A 17993-nucleotide genomic window follows, 5' to 3' on the forward strand; every position below is an offset into this window, starting at 1 on the left:
ATTAAATGGGGATTATCTATGTCCCCATCTAATTCTTTTTAATCAATATCAAACCAACCTTTTCTTTTGAACCATGTAAACATAAATACCCCAATAAATAACATAACACCTAGTACTACAAAATAACCATATCTAAATTCTAACTCAGGCATATACTTAAAATTCATTCCGTAAACTCCAACTATAAAGGTAAGAGGAATAAATATTGTAGTAACTACAGTTAATAACATCATTATCTTATTCATCTTATGTGAATTTACCGAAATGTAACTATCCCTAAGTTCAGAGGTTAAGGATAGGCTTGATTCCATCATATCTGCAAGTCGTAGAAGGTGATCATATATATCAGAAAAGTATACATGCTTTCTTTCAATATCCTTTAGATGATTTGAGTTTAAAATTCTGTATACAAGATCACGCATTTGAATTATTATTCTTCTTAGCTTTAAAAGATCTGAACGGATCTCAAAAATTCTATCTAAGAGTTTTCGTAAGGATGCACCTTTTACGTTATCATCAATCACATTTATTTGATCTTCAAGTTTATATACAGCGGGAAAATAATGATCCACTAACTTGTCAAGTATATGATAGAAGACATATATGCTGCCATCACGCCAGTTTTTTTCAGTAGAAATGATTTTCGACCATGCTTCTTCAATCTCTTTAAGGTGAGTTTTATGAAAAGATACTATAAAGTTATCCCCAACAAACACATCCAGTTCATGGGGCGTCAAATCCTGATCATTTAATACATGAAGAACAAAAAAATTATAGTCCTCATAATAATCAAGTTTTGGTCTTTGTAGGAAATGTAGACAATCTTCGATTGCTAGATGATGAAAATTAAAATGGGTATCTAATATAGCAGATTCAGTTTCATCAGAGCAATCGAAATCAACCCAATACCATTTTATATTTGGCCCATCAAGCTCACTTATTGGTAGGTCTTTTTCTAATTTCATATCTTTTGTGATAGCTAATGTATGAATCATATATATATCCTCCAAGAATATTGTATATTTTCATGTAAATATTACTACTTATAAATATTAATGTCAATTTTCAATAGTTACGTATTCTGTGGAGGTTAAAATTATATGGGAATTAGATGCCTAAGCGGCATTTAATCCCCATATGATTTTAAGCTTCATTTGCGATTATACATAAATCAGATTTTCTAGCAATAATTTTTCGATTTCTTTTTCTGTAACAGGTTTACTAAATAAATATCCTTGCCCATAATCACAATTATTTAATATCAAAAATTCCAATTGATTTTTAGTCTCTATGCCTTCTGCAACTATGCCCAAATTCAAATCATGTGTAAGCTTAATAACAGATTCTACTATCACATTGCTTTGTCCCACATTTGAAATACCTTTAATAAAATTTCTATCAAGTTTAACAATATCTATCGGGAGTCTTTCCAAATATGTTAATGAAGAATATCCTGTACCAAAATCATCAAGAGCAATCTTAACTCCCATATCTCTTAGTTCTTTTAAAACTCTAGTTGATGTATTTATGTCTTCCATAACTGCCGTTTCAGTTACTTCAAGTTGAATTTCGTTAGAGTTTAAATTTGTTTTTAATATTAATTCTCTAACTTCATTTATAAGATCACTATTGGTAACTCTCTTCCCAGAAATATTTACTGACATTTTTATATGAGGGTATCCCTGTTCCTCCCAGGTCTTCTTTTGGAATAAGGCTGTCTTTAATACCCATTTGCCTATCTCGTGAATAAGGCCAGTTTCTTCAGCTAATGGAATAAATTCCATTGGAGAAATTACTCCCTTTATAGGATCAATCCACCGTATCAAGGATTCTACTCCAATTAATTTTCCACTATTTAAATTAATTATTGGCTGATAGACAAGAGCAAATTCTTCATTATCAATAGCATGTCTAAGTTCATTTATCATTATTATTTGCTTTACATTTTCCGCCTGTATATCATGTGAATAGAAACAATAGTCGTCTTTCATATTTTTCTTAACATAATACATAGCTATATCAGAATTTTTAAGCAATAAGGATAAAGTATCCCCATGCTCTGGATATATTGCTACTCCAATACTGAAGGAAATAAAGAATTCGTGGTTATCAAGCATCCATGGTTTTCTTAAATGTTTCAATAAAATCTGTATTCTATTAATAACATCATTTTTATCATTAATATTTTCAATTATAATAGCAAATTCATCCCCACTTAATCTTGCAGCGAAATCAGGAATTTTCACTTGAGATTTTAATATATCAGAAATATATTTTAGGAATAAATCCCCTGACATATGTCCTAAAGTATCATTTATATGTTTGAAATTATCTATATCCATATAAATTAAAGCAAATTTTGTATTAGATTTATTTTTTCATATATTAACTCCTTTACTTTTATTTCAAATAATACTCTATTAGGTAATTCTGTTAATGTATCGTAATAAGCTAATAAATTAAGCCTATCCTCTATATGTTTATGTTCAGAAATATCTGTAAAGGAACCAGCTAGTCTAATAGCTTTACCCTCTGAATTCCATATTGCTTTACCCTTACTTAATATCCATTTGTAATTCCCATCCTTACATAGCATTCTATATACGTTCTCGTAGGAGCCAGTCTTTGATAAAATATAGTTATCCACCTTTGATATAACAGATTCTTTTTCATCAGGGTGAAGTAAATTTGCCCAGGTATCAAAATTATTATCTAGTTCATTTTCACAGTAACCAAGATAAGTCTTCCATTTTGGGGAAACATAGTGTATACCGTTTTTTATATCCCAATCCCAGATACCACAATCAGCTCCTTCAACTGCTAATTCATATCTCTGTTCACTAACAATAAGTGCATTTCTATGGATTTCTAACTCATCAAATTGTTGTCTTAACTCTTCTTCTAAGGCTATTGATTCTTCATTAGCAGCATTTAAATCTTCAAAGTTACTATAAATTTTTTTTATTGCTTTTTCAAAGAGAACAAGTCTTTTTAGGACAAGAGAATAAATTAATATCATAGTTATAAATACATAGGCCCATCCTTTATATGTAGCAAGTTCTTTATATGCATCAACATTGCTAACAATTGTACTTAAAAATTCATCAGATAATAAAATCCATAATGTTCCTACTACTCCATAAATAAGTGCAATCTTTATAGATTCAGAGTATGGATGTATCTGATAATTAGAATTTAGATAGTAATTAATGTCTTTATCTATTTCAATGTTTTTATGGAAGTAGGACTTTATTTTTCGTAATAAATGCAACAATAATATCACCACTTTTTAATAAAATATAAAACGCTATTCCTTATAATTTTTTGATTAAAACATAATTAAAGCTTATCAAATTTGATTAATAAATACAAGTTATTTGGTAAAATAATGGGATATTTTGTTTGTATTTGGAAGAATGATGAAAAGAACAAAAAAATGTTGTTTTTTAATCAAATTAGTGGTAAAATACAAAATTGTAATCCCTGCTGTGTGAAACACAGCCGATAGTCCAAGGGGAGGAGGTGAAATCAAATGAGAAAGTATGAAACTATATTCATATTACACCCATCTTTAGATGAAGAAGCTGTTAAAGCTAACGTTGAAAAGTTTAAGGGAGTAATAGAAAATGGTGGGGGAGTAATAGAAAATGTTGATTTCTGGGGTAAGAGAAAGCTTGCTTATGAAATAAACAAAGTTGGAGAAGGATTCTACACTTTAGTACACTTCGATGCTAACCCTGAATTACCAAAAGAGTTAGACAGAGTATTCAGAATATCAGATGCTGTTGTAAGACACATAATCGTTAAAAACGAAAAATAAGTGATGTTTTAATTTTCCTGAATGGGAAGTGGAAATAGAGCTGAAGTATAGTCATTTGACGATAATATGCCTGGAGAATTTGGAAAAACTCAAGGTTTTTAATTAAGAAACATAAGGGAAGGATATGACTCCAGTTAATGATGGAGGTATCCGATTCTTAAAGGTAAGGAGGGATAAGCATGGCATATAGAGAAGGCGGAAGAAATTCAGCTAAGATGAGAAGAACTAAAAGAAAAGTTTGTTCTTTTTGTATGGATAAAGTTGAATTTATAGATTATAAAGATATAAATAAGCTAAGAAAATATGTTACAGAAAAAGGAAAGATTCTTCCAAGAAGAATTTCCGGTGCTTGTGCTAAGCATCAAAGATCACTTACTGATGCTATAAAGAGAGCAAGAAACATAGCATTATTACCATTTACAACAGAATAAATCAAAGCTGGAGAATAAACGTTGTATATTCTTCAGCTTTTTTATTTATCCAATGGTTATGTTTAACTAATTAACTTATTCATCTCAACAGCCATATTCTTTAAACTTTCAGCACTGCTCGTCAACTCTTCGCTTACTGCTAGATTTTCATTTATAGATTTTTCAACTAAATTGAAATTTGAAGTGGTTTCTTTTATAGTTTTGTAAATATCATTATTAAATGTAACAATATTTTGGGTTTCTGTTAAGAGTGTATTAGTTAATTCACTTATCTCCTTAATATTGCTTCCTGAATTCTTTAATCTAGTCAGCATAGTTTTTATATTTTCAACTGCGTTAGTTATAATAGCATCACCATTATTTATTTTTTCCCAGTTCTCCGTCATAAGATGCTCTACTTCAGTAACCCTTTGTTTAACTTCATTAGTAATTGAAGTTGCATCATTCAAAGACGCTCCAGTATCCTCAGCAAGTTTTCTAATTTCATCTGCAACAACTGCAAAGCCTTTTCCAAATTCACCAGCTCTCGCAGCTTCAATTGATGCATTTAAAGCCAGGAGATTAGTTTGTTCAGCTATCTGTTTTATTATAAGAAGTATTTCATCAATTTGCTTAGACTTTTCCTCAAGTATCTTTGTGGCATCGAAGGTATTGTCTATGCTGCTTTTTATACCGCTTATTATATTTAGAGTTTCATTTAATGCTACTTCATTCTCATTAGATAAATGAATTAAACTAACAGAATTATTTTCAGTATCCTTAACTTTTATAGAAATAGATTTATTAGCATCAAGAAGATGATCAAGTACTTTTGTATTTTCAGAAGAATCCTTTAATATTTTTTCTGTATATTTAGTAACGGATTGAGTAGTGCCTGATATTTCCTCCATAGCTGCACTTTCTTCTGAAGCTATAGATGCTAAAGTTTCACTTGAGCTTAGTAAACATTTAGCAAACTCAGTAGTTTTGTTAAATAAATTACTTATATTCTCATTATTTTTTTTAAGTTCGTTCTCATTTTTTTCAACGGACTTTAATATACTAGCCGCAAATGTAGTAAAAGCTGTGATAGCAAATGTAACTAAGGTTATACAAATTATTCTAAGCATCAATTCTCTTAAAAAGAATTGAGTAGGTAACGTATTGGGATTTAAAGTAAATATCATAACTTCTGAGATAATGCTTAGAATAACAGAAGCTATATTCACTTTATTATCTAGGAATAGAGAACTTAGTATAATCATATAGAAAGCTGATACCCAAAGCTCCTTTGAAGGAATCATAAAATTCATATATAGGTAGTTTGTATAGGAAAGTACAAGTATAATTATCTTTAGATTATTAAACACCTTCATGTTTAGTTTTCCATCTAAAACTGCTTGTTTGTACATAACTCTAAGAATTATTATTTCTAAAATGACTAGTAGAAACAATCCAGCTAAATGAGGCCATTTTACTTCATTATATAGTCCGAATAGTTTCATCACTATGAATACTGAACCGGCAAGAAATACACTTATGCAGTAAATAACTATTACAAATTTTAATGTATGTTTTTGGTATTCGATTATAGTACTTGTATTTGTTTCCATATTGTTAATCAGCTCCTTAAATTTTCTACCATTTATACAACAAAGTTCCTATAGAATATCCAGAGGCTACAGAGCAGAATATAACTAAATCATCCTTATTAAATTTATGATATTTTAATCTGTCATCTAATGCCATAATAGGACTTGTACATCCTGTATAGCCATATTTATTTCCAACAAAAGTGGCTTTGCTTATATCTGAACCAAGTTTTTCTAAGGTTAATTCCAGATCCGCTCTTGAAAATTGAGACATAAAATAATGACTAACATCCTTAGGTTTGTATTCATGCTCGTCCAAAAGTTGTGTAATTGTATCACTCCATTTTTCCGAAAGAAAACTAAAGTCAAAGGGTTTCCAGAGCATCTTTTTATCTTCTGGATCTATGTTGTTATCGCGGATATTTGTCAATCCGCAGCTTGGAAAGGTTATAGACCAATGGTATGTATCATCTGTAAACATTCTAGAACCTAATATACCTCTTTCATCCTCCTCATCTCTTCTTTCTAGAATTACTGCAGCTGCACCATCAGCTGCACAACCTAAGAGTACCATATCATCTTTTCTAGAGAAAGGACTAATTAAAAAGGCACCAACAACTAATACTCTTTTATATTTATCATCAGTTTTTAGATATCTACTTGCTACATCTATACCTGTTATCATGCCTATACAATTACAATTTACATCAAAAACCGCTGAAGCATTTTTTGCTTTAATCTGATTTTTAATTAAAAGAGCACAGCTAGGTGACAGATATTCTGGTGTATCTGATACAGATATAATCATATCAATGTCCTGTGCAGTTAACCCAGCGTTAATGAGCGCCTGACTAGCTGCTTCTACTTCCATAGTAACGCTGGTTTCGCCTTCCTCAGCTAAAGTTCTTACTTCTCTACCAAGCTTATTCATAAGACCTCTAGCATGTTCCTCAATTCCATACTTCTTGAAATGTTCGATAAAATACTGGTTGTCCAATTGCTTTTTGGGATGATATGTTCCAACTCCGATTAAGTGTACATTCTTATGCATAGTAAACCTCCTAATAATTTGATGCAAAAACAAAAAATAGCATGGCTAAGTTATGCTATTTTAAAGCTGTGTTAACTTAGCGACCTGACTATCATGGGAAAAGATCCTTTAGACTCATGGCTTTGCGTCCTTACCTTTAAATAAGTTTGCCTTTATTAAGTTCATCCGATGACTATCCGCGCTAATACTCCCTACGCACGGTGTGAAAGCGCCTCGCACAAAATCAGAGATTTTGGTTCGCTGCTTTTCTCAAAGAGGGAGTAAAGAGCGGATACGTCCCTGGATTCGTTCAACTAAGAATCAAATGGGTTTGAAAACCCATTTGATTCAAGTTTCACTTCATCTATTATTTTGTTTAGCTGGCATAATAATATAAATTATACCATAAATTTCATGAAATTCAACAGAGTGGTTTAATAATTTGTATTATATAGCTTAATTATACATTTAAAGTAAGTAATTAGATGATAAATAGCATCAATTATAGAATGTTAGTATTTAATGCAAATTGGTAATGTTATTTGTTAAAGTGGAACTATTATTAAAATGATTAAAGAAAATAAAATATTTCCATGTCTAAGCGGTTCAGCGCTGCAGGATATTGGTATAGAGAGCTTTCTAGAAAAATTAGAGTGGCATATTAACAGGATCACCTATAACTGATTTAAAGATTACTTTATTGACAGGAAGAGCACACAACAAACATACCAGTGGAGGAGATTTTAGAGAAGCAACCTTAAGAGCCTTAAGACAAGGGCTAGAAAATACATTATTAGAACCATATTACCGCTTTAAAATGGAAGTAGATATAGACTTTATGGGAAGAGTGTTGTCAGACATACAAAAGTTAAATGGTTCCTTTGATGCTCCGGAAACTTATCATAATAAAGCTATTATAACAGGAAGAGGGCCTGTGGCCGCTTTTATGGATTATAGTATGGAATTTACATCATTAACAAGGGGAAAGGGTAAGATTAATTTTACCTTTGACGGATATGATACTTGCCATGATGAAGAAGATGTAGTTAAAAAGATAGGATATGATAAAAATGCTGATATTGACTATACATCAACTTCAATCTTCTGTTCAAAAGGTCAAGGATTTTTGGTAAATGGAGATGAAGCAAAAGGGTACATGCATTGTTTAAAATAGTATTTATCCAAAGAAAGATATGAAGTGTAAACTTGAATTAGATGGGGTTTCGTCTATGACTCGGTGCTTTGCCCGTTAAATGCCATTTAGGCATTTAACCCCCACCTGATTCTTAGTTTAGCGAATTCAGGGGCGTAGCCGCTTGTGACATACACTTTGGAGAAAAGCAGAGAACCAAAATCTATGATTTTGTGTGAATCACTTTCACAGAGTGCGTATGGGAGTATTAGAGCGGGTAGTCATCGGATAAATAACCGGAAGTGTTATCTAATATCCTAGACTCACCTAAGTCTAAATCTAAATCGCATATGTTATATTTTATATCATAACCAAAGTAATCATTTTTGAAAGCCCAGTCGCACAGCATTTCAAGAACAGGGACTATTTCCCTACCGTTATCTGTAATTGAATATTCGACTTTTGGTGGAACCTCAGGGTATACTTTTCTTTCTATAAGCTGATCTTCTTCAAGTTCTCTTAATTGCTTTGTCAACACCTTGTGTGTTATATCAGGAATCAAATGCTGAAGTTGTCCAAATCTTAAAGTGGAGAATTTTTCAAGAAACCATAGGATTAGAGGTTTCCACTTTCCGCCTATAACACCAAAGGCTACTTCAATTTCACAGATAGCTTCCTTTGATTTTTTGTTTTTTTCATTCATAAATATTCGCCTCATTTATACAATTTTTAATATAATATAGGGTATCGCCTATATAATTTTATTTAGTAAATTACTATTTAGTCAAGTAAAATATGTATTTATAATCTTAAATGGAGACTAATAGATGTTTTATTAGTTTAAAAATAATATTAAAAGAGTAATTTAGTACTCTTTTAATAAGTAACTAGTTGAAGATCTTTCTTCAATATTTTTGGAAATATTAGTTTTATATTCTAAATTATCATTTCAATTGTTTCACAAGCCAAATGACCAACTTTTGAAGCAATATTCATCAAAGTATCATTGGGTTCAAATGGAAAATTAGGATCAATATTAGAGAAGTGATTATTTAAGTAGTGAAGTTCTTCGAGATATTTTTCTTTAAATTCATTCCATCCACTGAAACCTAATTTTTGTGATAAACGGATCACTGTTGAAGGTGATGTATAAGTAGCATTTGCTAAGTCTTTAGTTGATAGTTTTTCTATATTCTCCTTCTTGTTAAGAATATATTTAGCTAAAATTTCTTCTGACTTAGAAAAAGAGTTCATAGATTCTAAGTTGTTAGAAATTATCATAAGTTACAGTGCTCCATTCTGAAACAGAATTAAACATCTTTTAAAACATGATTTTAAAATTTAGTGCAAAATAACCGAAAAAAATGAAATACCATTCTATTATACTTGTAAAGTATTCAAAAATAAATGCTTATTTTGTATGATTATATTATAGCAAAAAGTTGTTTTTGTAAAATAAATCATATTGTTCAAATATTCATTGCAATATTAGGAGGAGATTTTATTTAAGGAAGGAGAAAATCGAGAAGAAGTGATGTATCAAGCTGTGCATCATGAGTTAGTTGCTAGTGCAATAGTAGTTAAAAAAGGCCATGAAATTAATCCAGACTTCAAAATAGGATGCATGTGTTCCTTTGTTCCTATATACCCCTTCTCATGTAATCCTGACGACATGATGCTTCAGGTTGAATTAATGCATGACCGCTATTTTTTTGCTGATGTACACTGTAGAGGACATTACTCAGCCTATGCGTTAAAAGAATGGGAAAGAAAAGGATATAATATAAAGATGGAACCAGGTGATGCTGAAGTTCTAGCTGAAGGAACTGTAGATTATTTAGGTTTTAGTTATTATATGTCCGATGCAGTTAAGTCGGGAGTTGATACTGTAAATGAGGACTCAATTCTTAGATCCAGTGCAAGCGTTAAAAATCCATATGTAAAAGCATCTGACTGGGGATGGGAAATTGATCCAGTAGGACTTAGATATTCTTTAAATCTTCTATATGAAAGATATGAGCGGCCACTATTTATAGTAGAAAACGGGTTTGGTGCTATTGATGTTAAAGAAGCAGATGGTTCCTGTAATGATAGCTACAGAATAGACTATTTAGGATCACATATTAAGGAAATGAAAAAAGCTGTTGAATTAGACGGTGTTGATTTAATGGGATATACTCCATGGGGATGTATTGACTGTGTTTCCTTTACTACAGGAGAAATGAAAAAACGTTATGGATTTATCTATGTAGATAAAGATAACGAAGGAAATGGCACTTTAGCAAGATCAAAGAAAAAGTCTTTTCATTGGTATAAGAAGGTTATTGCATCAAATGGAGAGGAAATATAGGTATATAAGGTAAATAGTCTTATGTGTCCAAATTTTCGATAACGGAGTAAAGCAAAAACAAAGGTTATTAGAGAACTTGAGTTAACTAATAACCTTTGTTTTTGCTTATGTTTTAAAAAAAACTAATCTAACAATCATCTGTATTAAGTAAGATAAGGGAACAAATCAATATCACAACAGCACCCCATACTGCTTTAGCTCCAACAGATAAGGTTAGAAATCCACCTAAAAAAGCTCCAAGTAAAAATGCAAATATTACTATAAAGTAACGAAGGGATATTATAGCAGATTCTGGATCTTTTTTTGTGAAAGCAATATAAGCTGCCTGTGAAGCGGAGCGTAAATTACCAGTACACATAGTTGTAGCATAAGGAGAGTTAACTAATTTTCTAAAGGTAGAAGTCTGAAGTGAAGCTACAAAGGAAATTGTAACGTTAACCAGCATATTCCCAACATTATTAGGTATAAATCCAATAATAAAAAGAAGTACTATCTCAAGAATTAAAATGGCACGTTCTGAATTTTTTATACGAGAAATAGAAGAGGTTCTGTTTAAGGTTTCAGAAACCACTACTCCTACTATAAATGCAAAAATAGGTAGGGCTTGGATTAAGGTCTCCATCCAATCTCTTTTTAAAGCTGCTATACCAACTAATACAATATTTCCTGTCTGAGCATTGGCAAAAACGCCACCTCTACCTATAAATGTATAAGCATCTAAAAGTCCTCCAACTAGCGCAAGAAGTATTCCTAGATGAATAGATTCAGAAGTCGTATTAGGCATATGAATTTTTGATTTGTTTTTATGCATTACATTTATGTCTTTAATAAGCAAGATTTAAAATCCCCTTTCAATGAAGTAATAACTAAATCTATTATACTATTAATTTAAGCTATATTCATAATACTGCTGATGGTATTATAGATGATATCTTTAAATGTAATGCTATTCAATTCGTTTTTTTACTATGTATTATAGAAAAAGGTAAGTTATAAATTTTGAGTATTTACAACTTACCTTTTATAATTTACTGAGAGTTAAATAATAGCCTCTAAAGCACTAGGAAACTCTTCATTGTCGTCTTTTCTATGTTTATTAAGCTTTTTAAATTCAAAGGCTAATAAAATTATTGCTATTACAGATGATATAAAATCTGAAACAGCAGCAGACATCCATACCCCATTCAAACCAAAAAACTGTGGCAGTATAAGTAACATAGGTATTAGTAATAGAACCTGTCTTAATAAACTTAAAAACATAGAGTGTTTTGCCTTCCCAATAGCTTGAAAATAATTAGCAATTACTATCTGAACAGCAGCGATAGAAAACATAGAGACAAAAATAGTAATTCCCTTTGAACCAATAGCTATTAATTGAGCATCACTTGTGTTAAAAATTCTAATTATTTGAACTGGGAATAGCTCAACTATTATAACGCCTAAAGTTGCTATACTTGCAGCTGCAGCTGATGCATAAACCAATGTTCTTTTTACTCTATTGATGTTTTCTGCTCCATAGTTATATCCAATTATAGGTTGTGACCCTTGATTTATACCAAATAAAGGCATTAGTATCAGCATAACAATACTATTTATAAGAGCAAAGGCACCTATGGCAATATCTCCGCCATATTCAGCAAGACTCTTATTAAAAACAACCGTAACTAAACTTGCTGCAAGCTGCATTGCAAAAGGAGACATTCCTATTGCTACTATTTCTTTTATTATAGCTTTATCTAGTTTCATGCTACTTACGTGAAGTTTTAAAAGACTTTTACCCTTTGTAAAATATGAAAAAATCCATAAAGAACAAACCGCTTGTGAAATAACAGTAGCTAAAGCGGAGCCTGTAACTCCTAATTTAAATCCAAATATTAAAATAGGATTCAGTATAAAATTAAGTACTGCGCCTATAAGCATTGTTATCATAGCTGTTTTAGGATCGCCTTCAGAACGAATAAGCGGGTTCATTCCAAAACCAATATTTTGAAGTACAACTCCCCAAAGTATGATAGTAGCAAATTGTTTTGCATAAGGCATAGTTTCAGAACTTGCTCCTAATATCTTTAGTATAGGATCTAAAAATATAATTCCGAAAATAGTTACAAGTATTGAAAGAATAATTACAAGTGAGAAGGCATTACCTACAATTTTTTCAGCATGTTTTACTCTTTGTTGTCCCAGTTTTATAGAAACTATTGTAGCGGCGCCTATACCAATAAGCATTCCAAAAGCCATGATTACATTAGAGATTGGAAAGGTAACAGCTACTCCTGAAAGTGCAAGGGAGCCAACACCTCTACCAACAAATATTCTGTCAACGATACTATATAATGCATTAACAACCATACCAATTATGGCTGGTATAGAAAATTTCCAAAGAAGTTTTCCGATTTTTTCATTTCCTAATTCCTGCGAATTATTCAAAATAAGACCTCCTAATAACAATAATTAAATTTAGGTTCCTAAATATACTAATATGATTTATATAGTTAAATGTGATATATATTATTCTAAAGATTGAAGATTTCCATATAATTTTTTCAGCCATGACATCAAAATTATTTTTTCATCCTGTGAAAAACCTTGAGTAATAGTGACTTCAATTTCCTCAATAATCTCAGTGCATAAATCGTTAAGCTTAATTCCATCCTCAGTCAAATAAAGTCTTTTAATTCTTGCATCCTCATCATCTTGTTTTCGCACTATAAATCCTTTGCTTGATAGAGTATCAACCAGTCCTGAAACAGAGGCTGGTCTTATATTCAAATTTTCTTGAATATCTTTCTGGGTAAGACCATCTTTTTTCCAAAGCTGAAATAAAACCGAAAGCTGGGATCCTGTTAAATCATATTGTTGAAGTCTATGATCATAAATACTATTTATCTTTCTTATAATTTTCCTAATCCAATGTCCATAATGTAGTTCTGGATTATGCTTCATGATATTTAGCCTCCTAAATAAATCTTGTATAAGGATAACATACAGATATATTTATTTCAAGTATCAACTTCAAAGTAATACAATAATGAACTTTTGAAATAGTCAGAGAAAATAATAAAACCTCCCGCTTTAAAAAGCAGGAGGTCTTTGATTACTTCTCTGGCAATCCTCTTACAGGTTTGTGCATATTGTTATCCGTATCCATTGTGATAGGATTAGAAGTTTTAGTATTTTTAGTTTTATTATCATTTCTATTTTTCTTTTCTGATTTTGTCACCATTCTTCTCACCTCTATATTATATTTTCAAATATTCTATGAAAATATTCTTTATTGTAATGTATTGAAAGAATATGTCTAAAAATATATAATTAGTATAGATAATTTTAAGTTTATTTGTAATGTATAGAGATTTTGAATACTATTTCGACACTTTTGGATAAAATGGTGTTGTTTTTAACTAAGCATATTCGTTAACCTAAAATTGAGAAAACAAAATTAAGAAATCTATATAATAAAGAAATTGATTTTAATAAAGGTGGGGCTGGGTTCGTGAATTTTGATTACGAAATAGAAAAAATAAATCCTATAAATATCAGTGCAGAGGAATTTAAAGTGCATAAAATTCCTCATAGTGTTCGTAAATCCATAGCTTTATATAACAAATCTATTCTAAATCTAAAAGTAAAATGTGCGGATTTGGCTATAAATGACTTAAAAAAAGCTTTATCACTTAATCCGGATTTTTGCGAAGCAATAAAACTTCTAGGATTATGTTATGTCTACAAAAAAGATTTCAAAAAGGCCGAAAAAGTTTTTAAAAAACTAGCTAAACACAATATATACTCTATGTTAGCAAATGAATATTTACAGCAGTTGAAGTCGGAGCGGACTATTTCCAAAGCTCTTGATACTATAAAAAATGTTAGTTCAAATCCAGAGGGTAACAGAAAAGGAAAAAATAGTTTTAAGTCTATAAGTAAAATAAAAAATATTAGTGGCCTTCCTAAAAAGCTTGCTATATCATTTTTTGCATTAGCCGTAATCAGCAGTATTTTAGGTTTAATATATTGGAAGTATCCAAGTATTAAAACCATTTCCAATAAAGTTAAAAATACTGATATCAAAAAAAATAAGGAGGTTGAACAACCCAAAGTTGCAGATGAGAAGAATGCGAAAATCAACGAGGACTACAAGAAACTACAAAAGAACTTAGAGACTACAAAGTTAGAGTTGGATAACGAGAAATATAAAAAAAATATTAGTTTAATGCTTAATGATGCTGAAAAATTTTATGGAGACGGGGAACCGGAAAAAGCATTAGATAATTTGATAACATTGAAAGCTTTAAAGCTTGACGATGCAGAAAAATCAAGGTTTGATGCTCTGTGGAATAATATAAAGACAAGGGATGTATGGACTATATACAATCAAGCAAATAGCCTGTATAAACAAGGAAAGTATGTAGAGGCATTGCCTAAACTTATAAAAGTTCATCAGGTTGCCCCTGAACTGGATATAATGCCATGGGTGATTTATCAGATGGGAAACTGTTATAAGGAAACAAATGATAATAAAAATGCCCTTGCATTATTTGAAAAAGTTAAAAAGGACTATCCTAATACTCAATACGCAGTTTATTCTCAAGGAAAGATTGAGGAAATAGGAACTAAGAAAAATTAATATAAACTAGTATAAATGGTAACTATTAAAATAATGTTACATAGTTATTACAAAATTGTGTGTTTTATCAACAGCTTGTAAAATAATAAGTATAGAGGATATAATCCTCTATATAAAACTTAATTGCTCTTGTGATATTATTAACAAAGAAAGTTGATTTTAAAATATCAGTAAAGAGGAGTGATTTTGTGGGTAAAACACTTAGAACTTTTTATCATAGATGGAGGATGGTCTCCAAGGCTGCTAATATTTGATGCAAATAGCTTTCAGCAAATTCAGTATAGCTCTACAATTGAAGAAGCAGGAGATATTGCTTTTAGTCAAGATGGTAAGAATATGTATAAGTGGCAGCAGTATGGCTGGTCAGCCGGTTTTGCAGGATCTAATGTATTTAAGTATTCAATTGATGGGGACAAACTTAATGAGGTTGGACAATCTAATTTAGGATATCCAAATTTGAATAGAGATCCACTGGATACTCCAGTTATAGTACTAGAGGGACAGGGGAAGATTGTATATAAGGATAAAGTCTTTAATTTAAATAATCTAACTGAATTAAAAAGGATTTTTAGTGAACCTATTTATGCAGTAGATGAAAAGAACAATCTAGCTGTGGGAAAGACAAAAATATATAATTTAGAAACAGGTGAAGCTGTGAGGTTTATGCCAAATCATAGTACAAGTAATATGTTCTTTGACAAGGCCGGTAAGTTACATTTTTTTAATGGAAAAGACATGTATTCCTTAGATCTTTCAGCACCCATAGGAAAACTTGAAACACCTGTATCTGTACCGGCAAATGGGGAAAAAGAGATACCTACAGACTTTCCTATAATAATTAAATATGGCAGTGAAATTGATTTAGTTAATGAGAATAATATAGTGATTTCTGATGGAAAAAGTAACTATGGTGTTAAGGCACTAATAAGTGATGATATGCTTATAATTGCACATGAGGATCTTCCTTACAGTTCAAATATTACTTTAGAAGTTGGAGAAGATACTATAAGTAACCTGGATGGAAGTAAGTCTAATAATAAATTCACAATGAGTTTTAGTACTGGTAAAGAATACAATCGTATGGCCGGAACTAATAGATACGAGACAAGTGTCAAGGTTTCTCAAGAAATGCCTATTATACTAGTAGGAAAAGATAACTTCCCTGAAGAATTGCAACAATATATATCAGATTATGATATAAGTAAAACTTATGTAATTGGAGGATCTGGAGTTATCAGTGATAACCTGGTGACTAAGCTGCCAGGTGCTGAGAGAATATATGGAAGTGATAGGTATGAAACAAATATGAAGGTGCTAAATAAATTCCAATTCTATTTTGGAAATACTTTTATAGCATCAGGAAGAGGTTTTGCAGATGCACTATCTGCCTCTGCCCTAGCAGGAATATCTGAAGCGCCTATTCTTTTGGCAGACGAAAGCTTGGTAAGTAGTGATAAGGCTATGTATGAGCTAAAAAACTTAAGAGATAAAATGAAGATGAAATATACAGTAGGTGGAGAAGGATCTGTGCCTACCTACGTTATAGACAAGATATTTAAATAATGAAACAGCCATATTAAACGGTACAGAAGTATTTGTACCGTTTTTGTCAATTAACTAAAAATTTCGGAAGTTTCAATCTAATAAATTAAGCATATATATTGTTAAAATTAAACCATGTCGATATCTTTTGAAAAATTATAAGAATATGTGTAAAATATAATTTAAGTATTATTTTGTATTATGGGGGCTATAGGGATGATTGTAACCTGTAAAAGTATATTAAGACTGCCTTATCTTGAAAAGATGAAACTGGTAGCAGGAGAGGGTGGATTAGATAATGTAATAAGTTGGGTTCATGTAGTTGAGTTACCGGAGGCTTCAGATTGGGTAAAGGGAGGAGAATTGCTTTTTATTACAGGTGTTGGAATTAAGGATAACAAGGAAGCATTATTAAAGCTAGTAAAAGATATTAATGATAGAAGATTATCTGGACTTGTTATTAATGTAGGACCTTATATTAAGGAAACCCCTAAAGAAGTAATTGATTTAGCTAATAATCTTGATTTTCCCATATTCGAGTTGCCTTTTGAAGTAAAATTAATAGATATAACTCAAAGTATTTGTAGGGCAATTTTTGAAAATAAACTGAAAAAAGAATCTATGGATAGCTTTATGAGGGAAATAATCTTTGGAAATATAGATATCACAGATGAGATTATCAATAGAGCAACCTTATATGGATATAATCCTAAAAAAACTTACGTACCATTAGTCTTAGACATTGATAACTTCAGTATGTATTTGAAAAGAAAAAATATAAAGACCGAAACTGCAATAGCGAATATAAAAATGCAGATACAAGAAACTATAGAGCAAATTGCTCATAGCCACAATAAAAAATGCCTTTATGCAATTCAAGGAGATGCATTTTTTATTATGATTTCTATTAGTAAAAATTATTATAAAACCGATAGAATATTAATGGAAAATATAAATTCTATAGCGGAAAGTATAAGGAGAATTGTTTCAACAAAGATACAATCACTTACAGTTAGCATAGGAATAGGTGAGCCCTGCAGCGATTTGAAAAATTTTAAAAAGGTTATTTTTCAGGCACAAAAAGCTTTAGAAACATCAAAAGGTTGTGGAAATATAAATTGCGTAACTAAGTATAAGGAATTAGGGATATACAGGTTATTTCTTCAAGTAAATACCCATTCTGAAATAAAGAATTTATATGATGAAACATTATTAAAGTTAAAAGAGTATGACGATAAAAATTCAACTAATTTGATAGAAACTTTAGTAGTATATATAGAACAAAATAGAAACCTTGGAAAAACTGCAGAGGTACTTTTCATACACCGTAATACTATGAAATATAGAATTAGTAGAATAGAAGAGATATTAGAATGTAATTTAAAAGATGATAAAACGGCCTTCAATATTAGGCTTTGTATAGAGGCGGGAAGATTTTTAAAGATAATTTGAAAATGAAGTGAAACTTAAATTAGATTCAAGTTTCACTTCAT

The 17993-nt window shown here is 30.7% G+C and carries 16 protein-coding genes, 2 pseudogenes and 1 riboswitch; of the genes and pseudogenes, 7 read left to right on the forward strand and 11 right to left on the reverse strand.

Going from position 1 to position 17993, the window contains the following annotated elements; all coding sequences use genetic code 11:
- Nucleotides 1–38: 38 nt before the first annotated feature.
- The 3 genes from corA to CLMAG_RS24375 all read right to left on the reverse strand — a co-directional run bounded on the left by corA (nt 39) and on the right by CLMAG_RS24375 (nt 3274).
- Entirely contained in the window at nt 39–995 is a 957-nt protein-coding gene (gene corA / locus CLMAG_RS24365) for a magnesium/cobalt transporter CorA (RefSeq protein WP_066628787.1), read from the reverse strand.
- Nucleotides 996–1160: 165 nt separating this feature from the next.
- Complete coding sequence (locus tag CLMAG_RS24370) at nt 1161–2342, reverse strand: putative bifunctional diguanylate cyclase/phosphodiesterase (RefSeq protein ID WP_066628789.1); 1182 nt, start codon at nt 2340–2342, stop codon at nt 1161–1163.
- Between the two features lie 5 nt (nt 2343–2347).
- Nucleotides 2348–3274, reverse strand: a complete 927-nt coding sequence (locus CLMAG_RS24375; RefSeq protein ID WP_066628792.1) for a PAS domain-containing protein — start codon at nt 3272–3274, stop codon at nt 2348–2350.
- A 258-nt stretch (nt 3275–3532) separates the two neighbouring features.
- On the opposite strand from CLMAG_RS24375, the gene rpsF reads away from it, so the two are divergent.
- Nucleotides 3533–3820 carry a 30S ribosomal protein S6 gene (gene rpsF / locus CLMAG_RS24380; RefSeq protein ID WP_066628795.1) on the forward strand — a complete coding sequence of 96 codons (288 nt, stop codon included), beginning with the start codon at nt 3533–3535 and terminating at the stop codon, nt 3818–3820.
- A gap of 179 nt (nt 3821–3999) precedes the next feature.
- Nucleotides 4000–4251, forward strand: coding sequence for a 30S ribosomal protein S18 (gene rpsR, locus CLMAG_RS24385; RefSeq protein WP_066628798.1), 252 nt, complete (start codon nt 4000–4002; stop codon nt 4249–4251).
- Between the two features lie 62 nt (nt 4252–4313).
- Here rpsR and CLMAG_RS24390 read toward each other — a convergent pair whose 3' ends face one another.
- Nucleotides 4314–5843: a methyl-accepting chemotaxis protein gene (locus CLMAG_RS24390; protein WP_066628800.1), complete on the reverse strand. Its 1530-nt coding sequence runs from the start codon at nt 5841–5843 to the stop codon at nt 4314–4316.
- A gap of 25 nt (nt 5844–5868) precedes the next feature.
- Nucleotides 5869–6873, reverse strand: coding sequence for a ketoacyl-ACP synthase III (locus CLMAG_RS24395; RefSeq protein ID WP_066628802.1), 1005 nt, complete (start codon nt 6871–6873; stop codon nt 5869–5871).
- A 75-nt stretch (nt 6874–6948) separates the two neighbouring features.
- Nucleotides 6949–7034: riboswitch (cyclic di-GMP riboswitch) on the reverse strand.
- Between the two features lie 473 nt (nt 7035–7507).
- Here CLMAG_RS24395 and CLMAG_RS24400 point away from each other — a divergent pair.
- Nucleotides 7508–8026: pseudogene (locus tag CLMAG_RS24400) on the forward strand (elongation factor G); the annotation flags it as partial.
- A gap of 226 nt (nt 8027–8252) precedes the next feature.
- Here CLMAG_RS24400 and CLMAG_RS24405 read toward each other — a convergent pair.
- The gene (locus CLMAG_RS24405; RefSeq protein ID WP_066628808.1) at nt 8253–8687 is read right to left on the reverse strand and encodes a winged helix-turn-helix transcriptional regulator; all 435 of its coding nucleotides are present in this window, start codon (nt 8685–8687) and stop codon (nt 8253–8255) included.
- 233 nt (nt 8688–8920) lie between these two features.
- Nucleotides 8921–9265: a MurR/RpiR family transcriptional regulator gene (locus tag CLMAG_RS24410; protein WP_082832070.1), complete on the reverse strand. Its 345-nt coding sequence runs from the start codon at nt 9263–9265 to the stop codon at nt 8921–8923.
- Between the two features lie 217 nt (nt 9266–9482).
- Here CLMAG_RS24410 and CLMAG_RS24415 point away from each other — a divergent pair.
- Nucleotides 9483–10334 (forward strand): annotated as a pseudogene (locus CLMAG_RS24415) (family 1 glycosylhydrolase); the annotation flags it as partial.
- A 127-nt stretch (nt 10335–10461) separates the two neighbouring features.
- Here the strand turns inward: CLMAG_RS24415 and CLMAG_RS24420 are convergent.
- The 4 genes from CLMAG_RS24420 to CLMAG_RS34495 form a co-directional block, all read right to left on the reverse strand.
- Nucleotides 10462–11169 (reverse strand): YoaK family protein, encoded by a 708-nt coding sequence (locus tag CLMAG_RS24420; protein WP_066628813.1) that lies wholly within the window; start codon nt 11167–11169, stop codon nt 10462–10464.
- A gap of 203 nt (nt 11170–11372) precedes the next feature.
- Nucleotides 11373–12761, reverse strand: coding sequence for an MATE family efflux transporter (locus CLMAG_RS24425; RefSeq protein WP_066628816.1), 1389 nt, complete (start codon nt 12759–12761; stop codon nt 11373–11375).
- Nucleotides 12762–12842: 81 nt separating this feature from the next.
- Nucleotides 12843–13277 carry a MarR family winged helix-turn-helix transcriptional regulator gene (locus tag CLMAG_RS24430; RefSeq protein ID WP_066628821.1) on the reverse strand — a complete coding sequence of 145 codons (435 nt, stop codon included), beginning with the start codon at nt 13275–13277 and terminating at the stop codon, nt 12843–12845.
- Nucleotides 13278–13428: 151 nt separating this feature from the next.
- The gene (locus CLMAG_RS34495) at nt 13429–13557 is read right to left on the reverse strand and encodes a hypothetical protein (protein ID WP_278331595.1); all 129 of its coding nucleotides are present in this window, start codon (nt 13555–13557) and stop codon (nt 13429–13431) included.
- 270 nt (nt 13558–13827) lie between these two features.
- Between CLMAG_RS34495 and CLMAG_RS24435 the strand changes: the two genes are divergently transcribed.
- The 3 genes from CLMAG_RS24435 to CLMAG_RS24445 all read left to right on the forward strand — a co-directional run bounded on the left by CLMAG_RS24435 (nt 13828) and on the right by CLMAG_RS24445 (nt 17952).
- Nucleotides 13828–14958, forward strand: a complete 1131-nt coding sequence (locus CLMAG_RS24435; protein WP_082832071.1) for a tetratricopeptide repeat protein — start codon at nt 13828–13830, stop codon at nt 14956–14958.
- A 186-nt stretch (nt 14959–15144) separates the two neighbouring features.
- On the forward strand, nt 15145–16521 hold the full coding sequence (locus CLMAG_RS24440; protein ID WP_066628829.1) for a cell wall-binding repeat-containing protein: 1377 nt from the start codon (nt 15145–15147) through the stop codon (nt 16519–16521).
- Between the two features lie 195 nt (nt 16522–16716).
- A complete protein-coding gene (locus tag CLMAG_RS24445; RefSeq protein ID WP_066628831.1) occupies nt 16717–17952 on the forward strand; it encodes a PucR family transcriptional regulator in 1236 nt (411 codons plus the stop codon).
- The last annotated feature ends 41 nt before the right edge of the window (nt 17953–17993 follow it).

The organism is Clostridium magnum DSM 2767 (assembly GCF_001623875.1).
GTDB lineage: Bacteria > Bacillota > Clostridia > Clostridiales > Clostridiaceae > Clostridium_AM > Clostridium_AM magnum.

Coding starts and splice junctions, on each gene's coding strand:
- corA (WP_066628787.1), bottom strand. CDS start 995: ATGATTCATACATTAGCTATCACAAAAGATATGAAATTAGAAAAAGAC.
- CLMAG_RS24370 (WP_066628789.1), bottom strand. CDS start 2,342: ATGGATATAGATAATTTCAAACATATAAATGATACTTTAGGACATATG.
- rpsF (WP_066628795.1), top strand. CDS start 3,533: ATGAGAAAGTATGAAACTATATTCATATTACACCCATCTTTAGATGAA.
- rpsR (WP_066628798.1), top strand. CDS start 4,000: ATGGCATATAGAGAAGGCGGAAGAAATTCAGCTAAGATGAGAAGAACT.
- CLMAG_RS24390 (WP_066628800.1), bottom strand. CDS start 5,843: ATGGAAACAAATACAAGTACTATAATCGAATACCAAAAACATACATTA.
- CLMAG_RS24395 (WP_066628802.1), bottom strand. CDS start 6,873: ATGCATAAGAATGTACACTTAATCGGAGTTGGAACATATCATCCCAAA.
- CLMAG_RS24405 (WP_066628808.1), bottom strand. CDS start 8,687: ATGAATGAAAAAAACAAAAAATCAAAGGAAGCTATCTGTGAAATTGAA.
- CLMAG_RS24410 (WP_082832070.1), bottom strand. CDS start 9,265: ATGATAATTTCTAACAACTTAGAATCTATGAACTCTTTTTCTAAGTCA.
- CLMAG_RS24430 (WP_066628821.1), bottom strand. CDS start 13,277: ATGAAGCATAATCCAGAACTACATTATGGACATTGGATTAGGAAAATT.
- CLMAG_RS34495 (WP_278331595.1), bottom strand. CDS start 13,557: ATGGTGACAAAATCAGAAAAGAAAAATAGAAATGATAATAAAACTAAA.
- CLMAG_RS24445 (WP_066628831.1), top strand. CDS start 16,717: ATGATTGTAACCTGTAAAAGTATATTAAGACTGCCTTATCTTGAAAAG.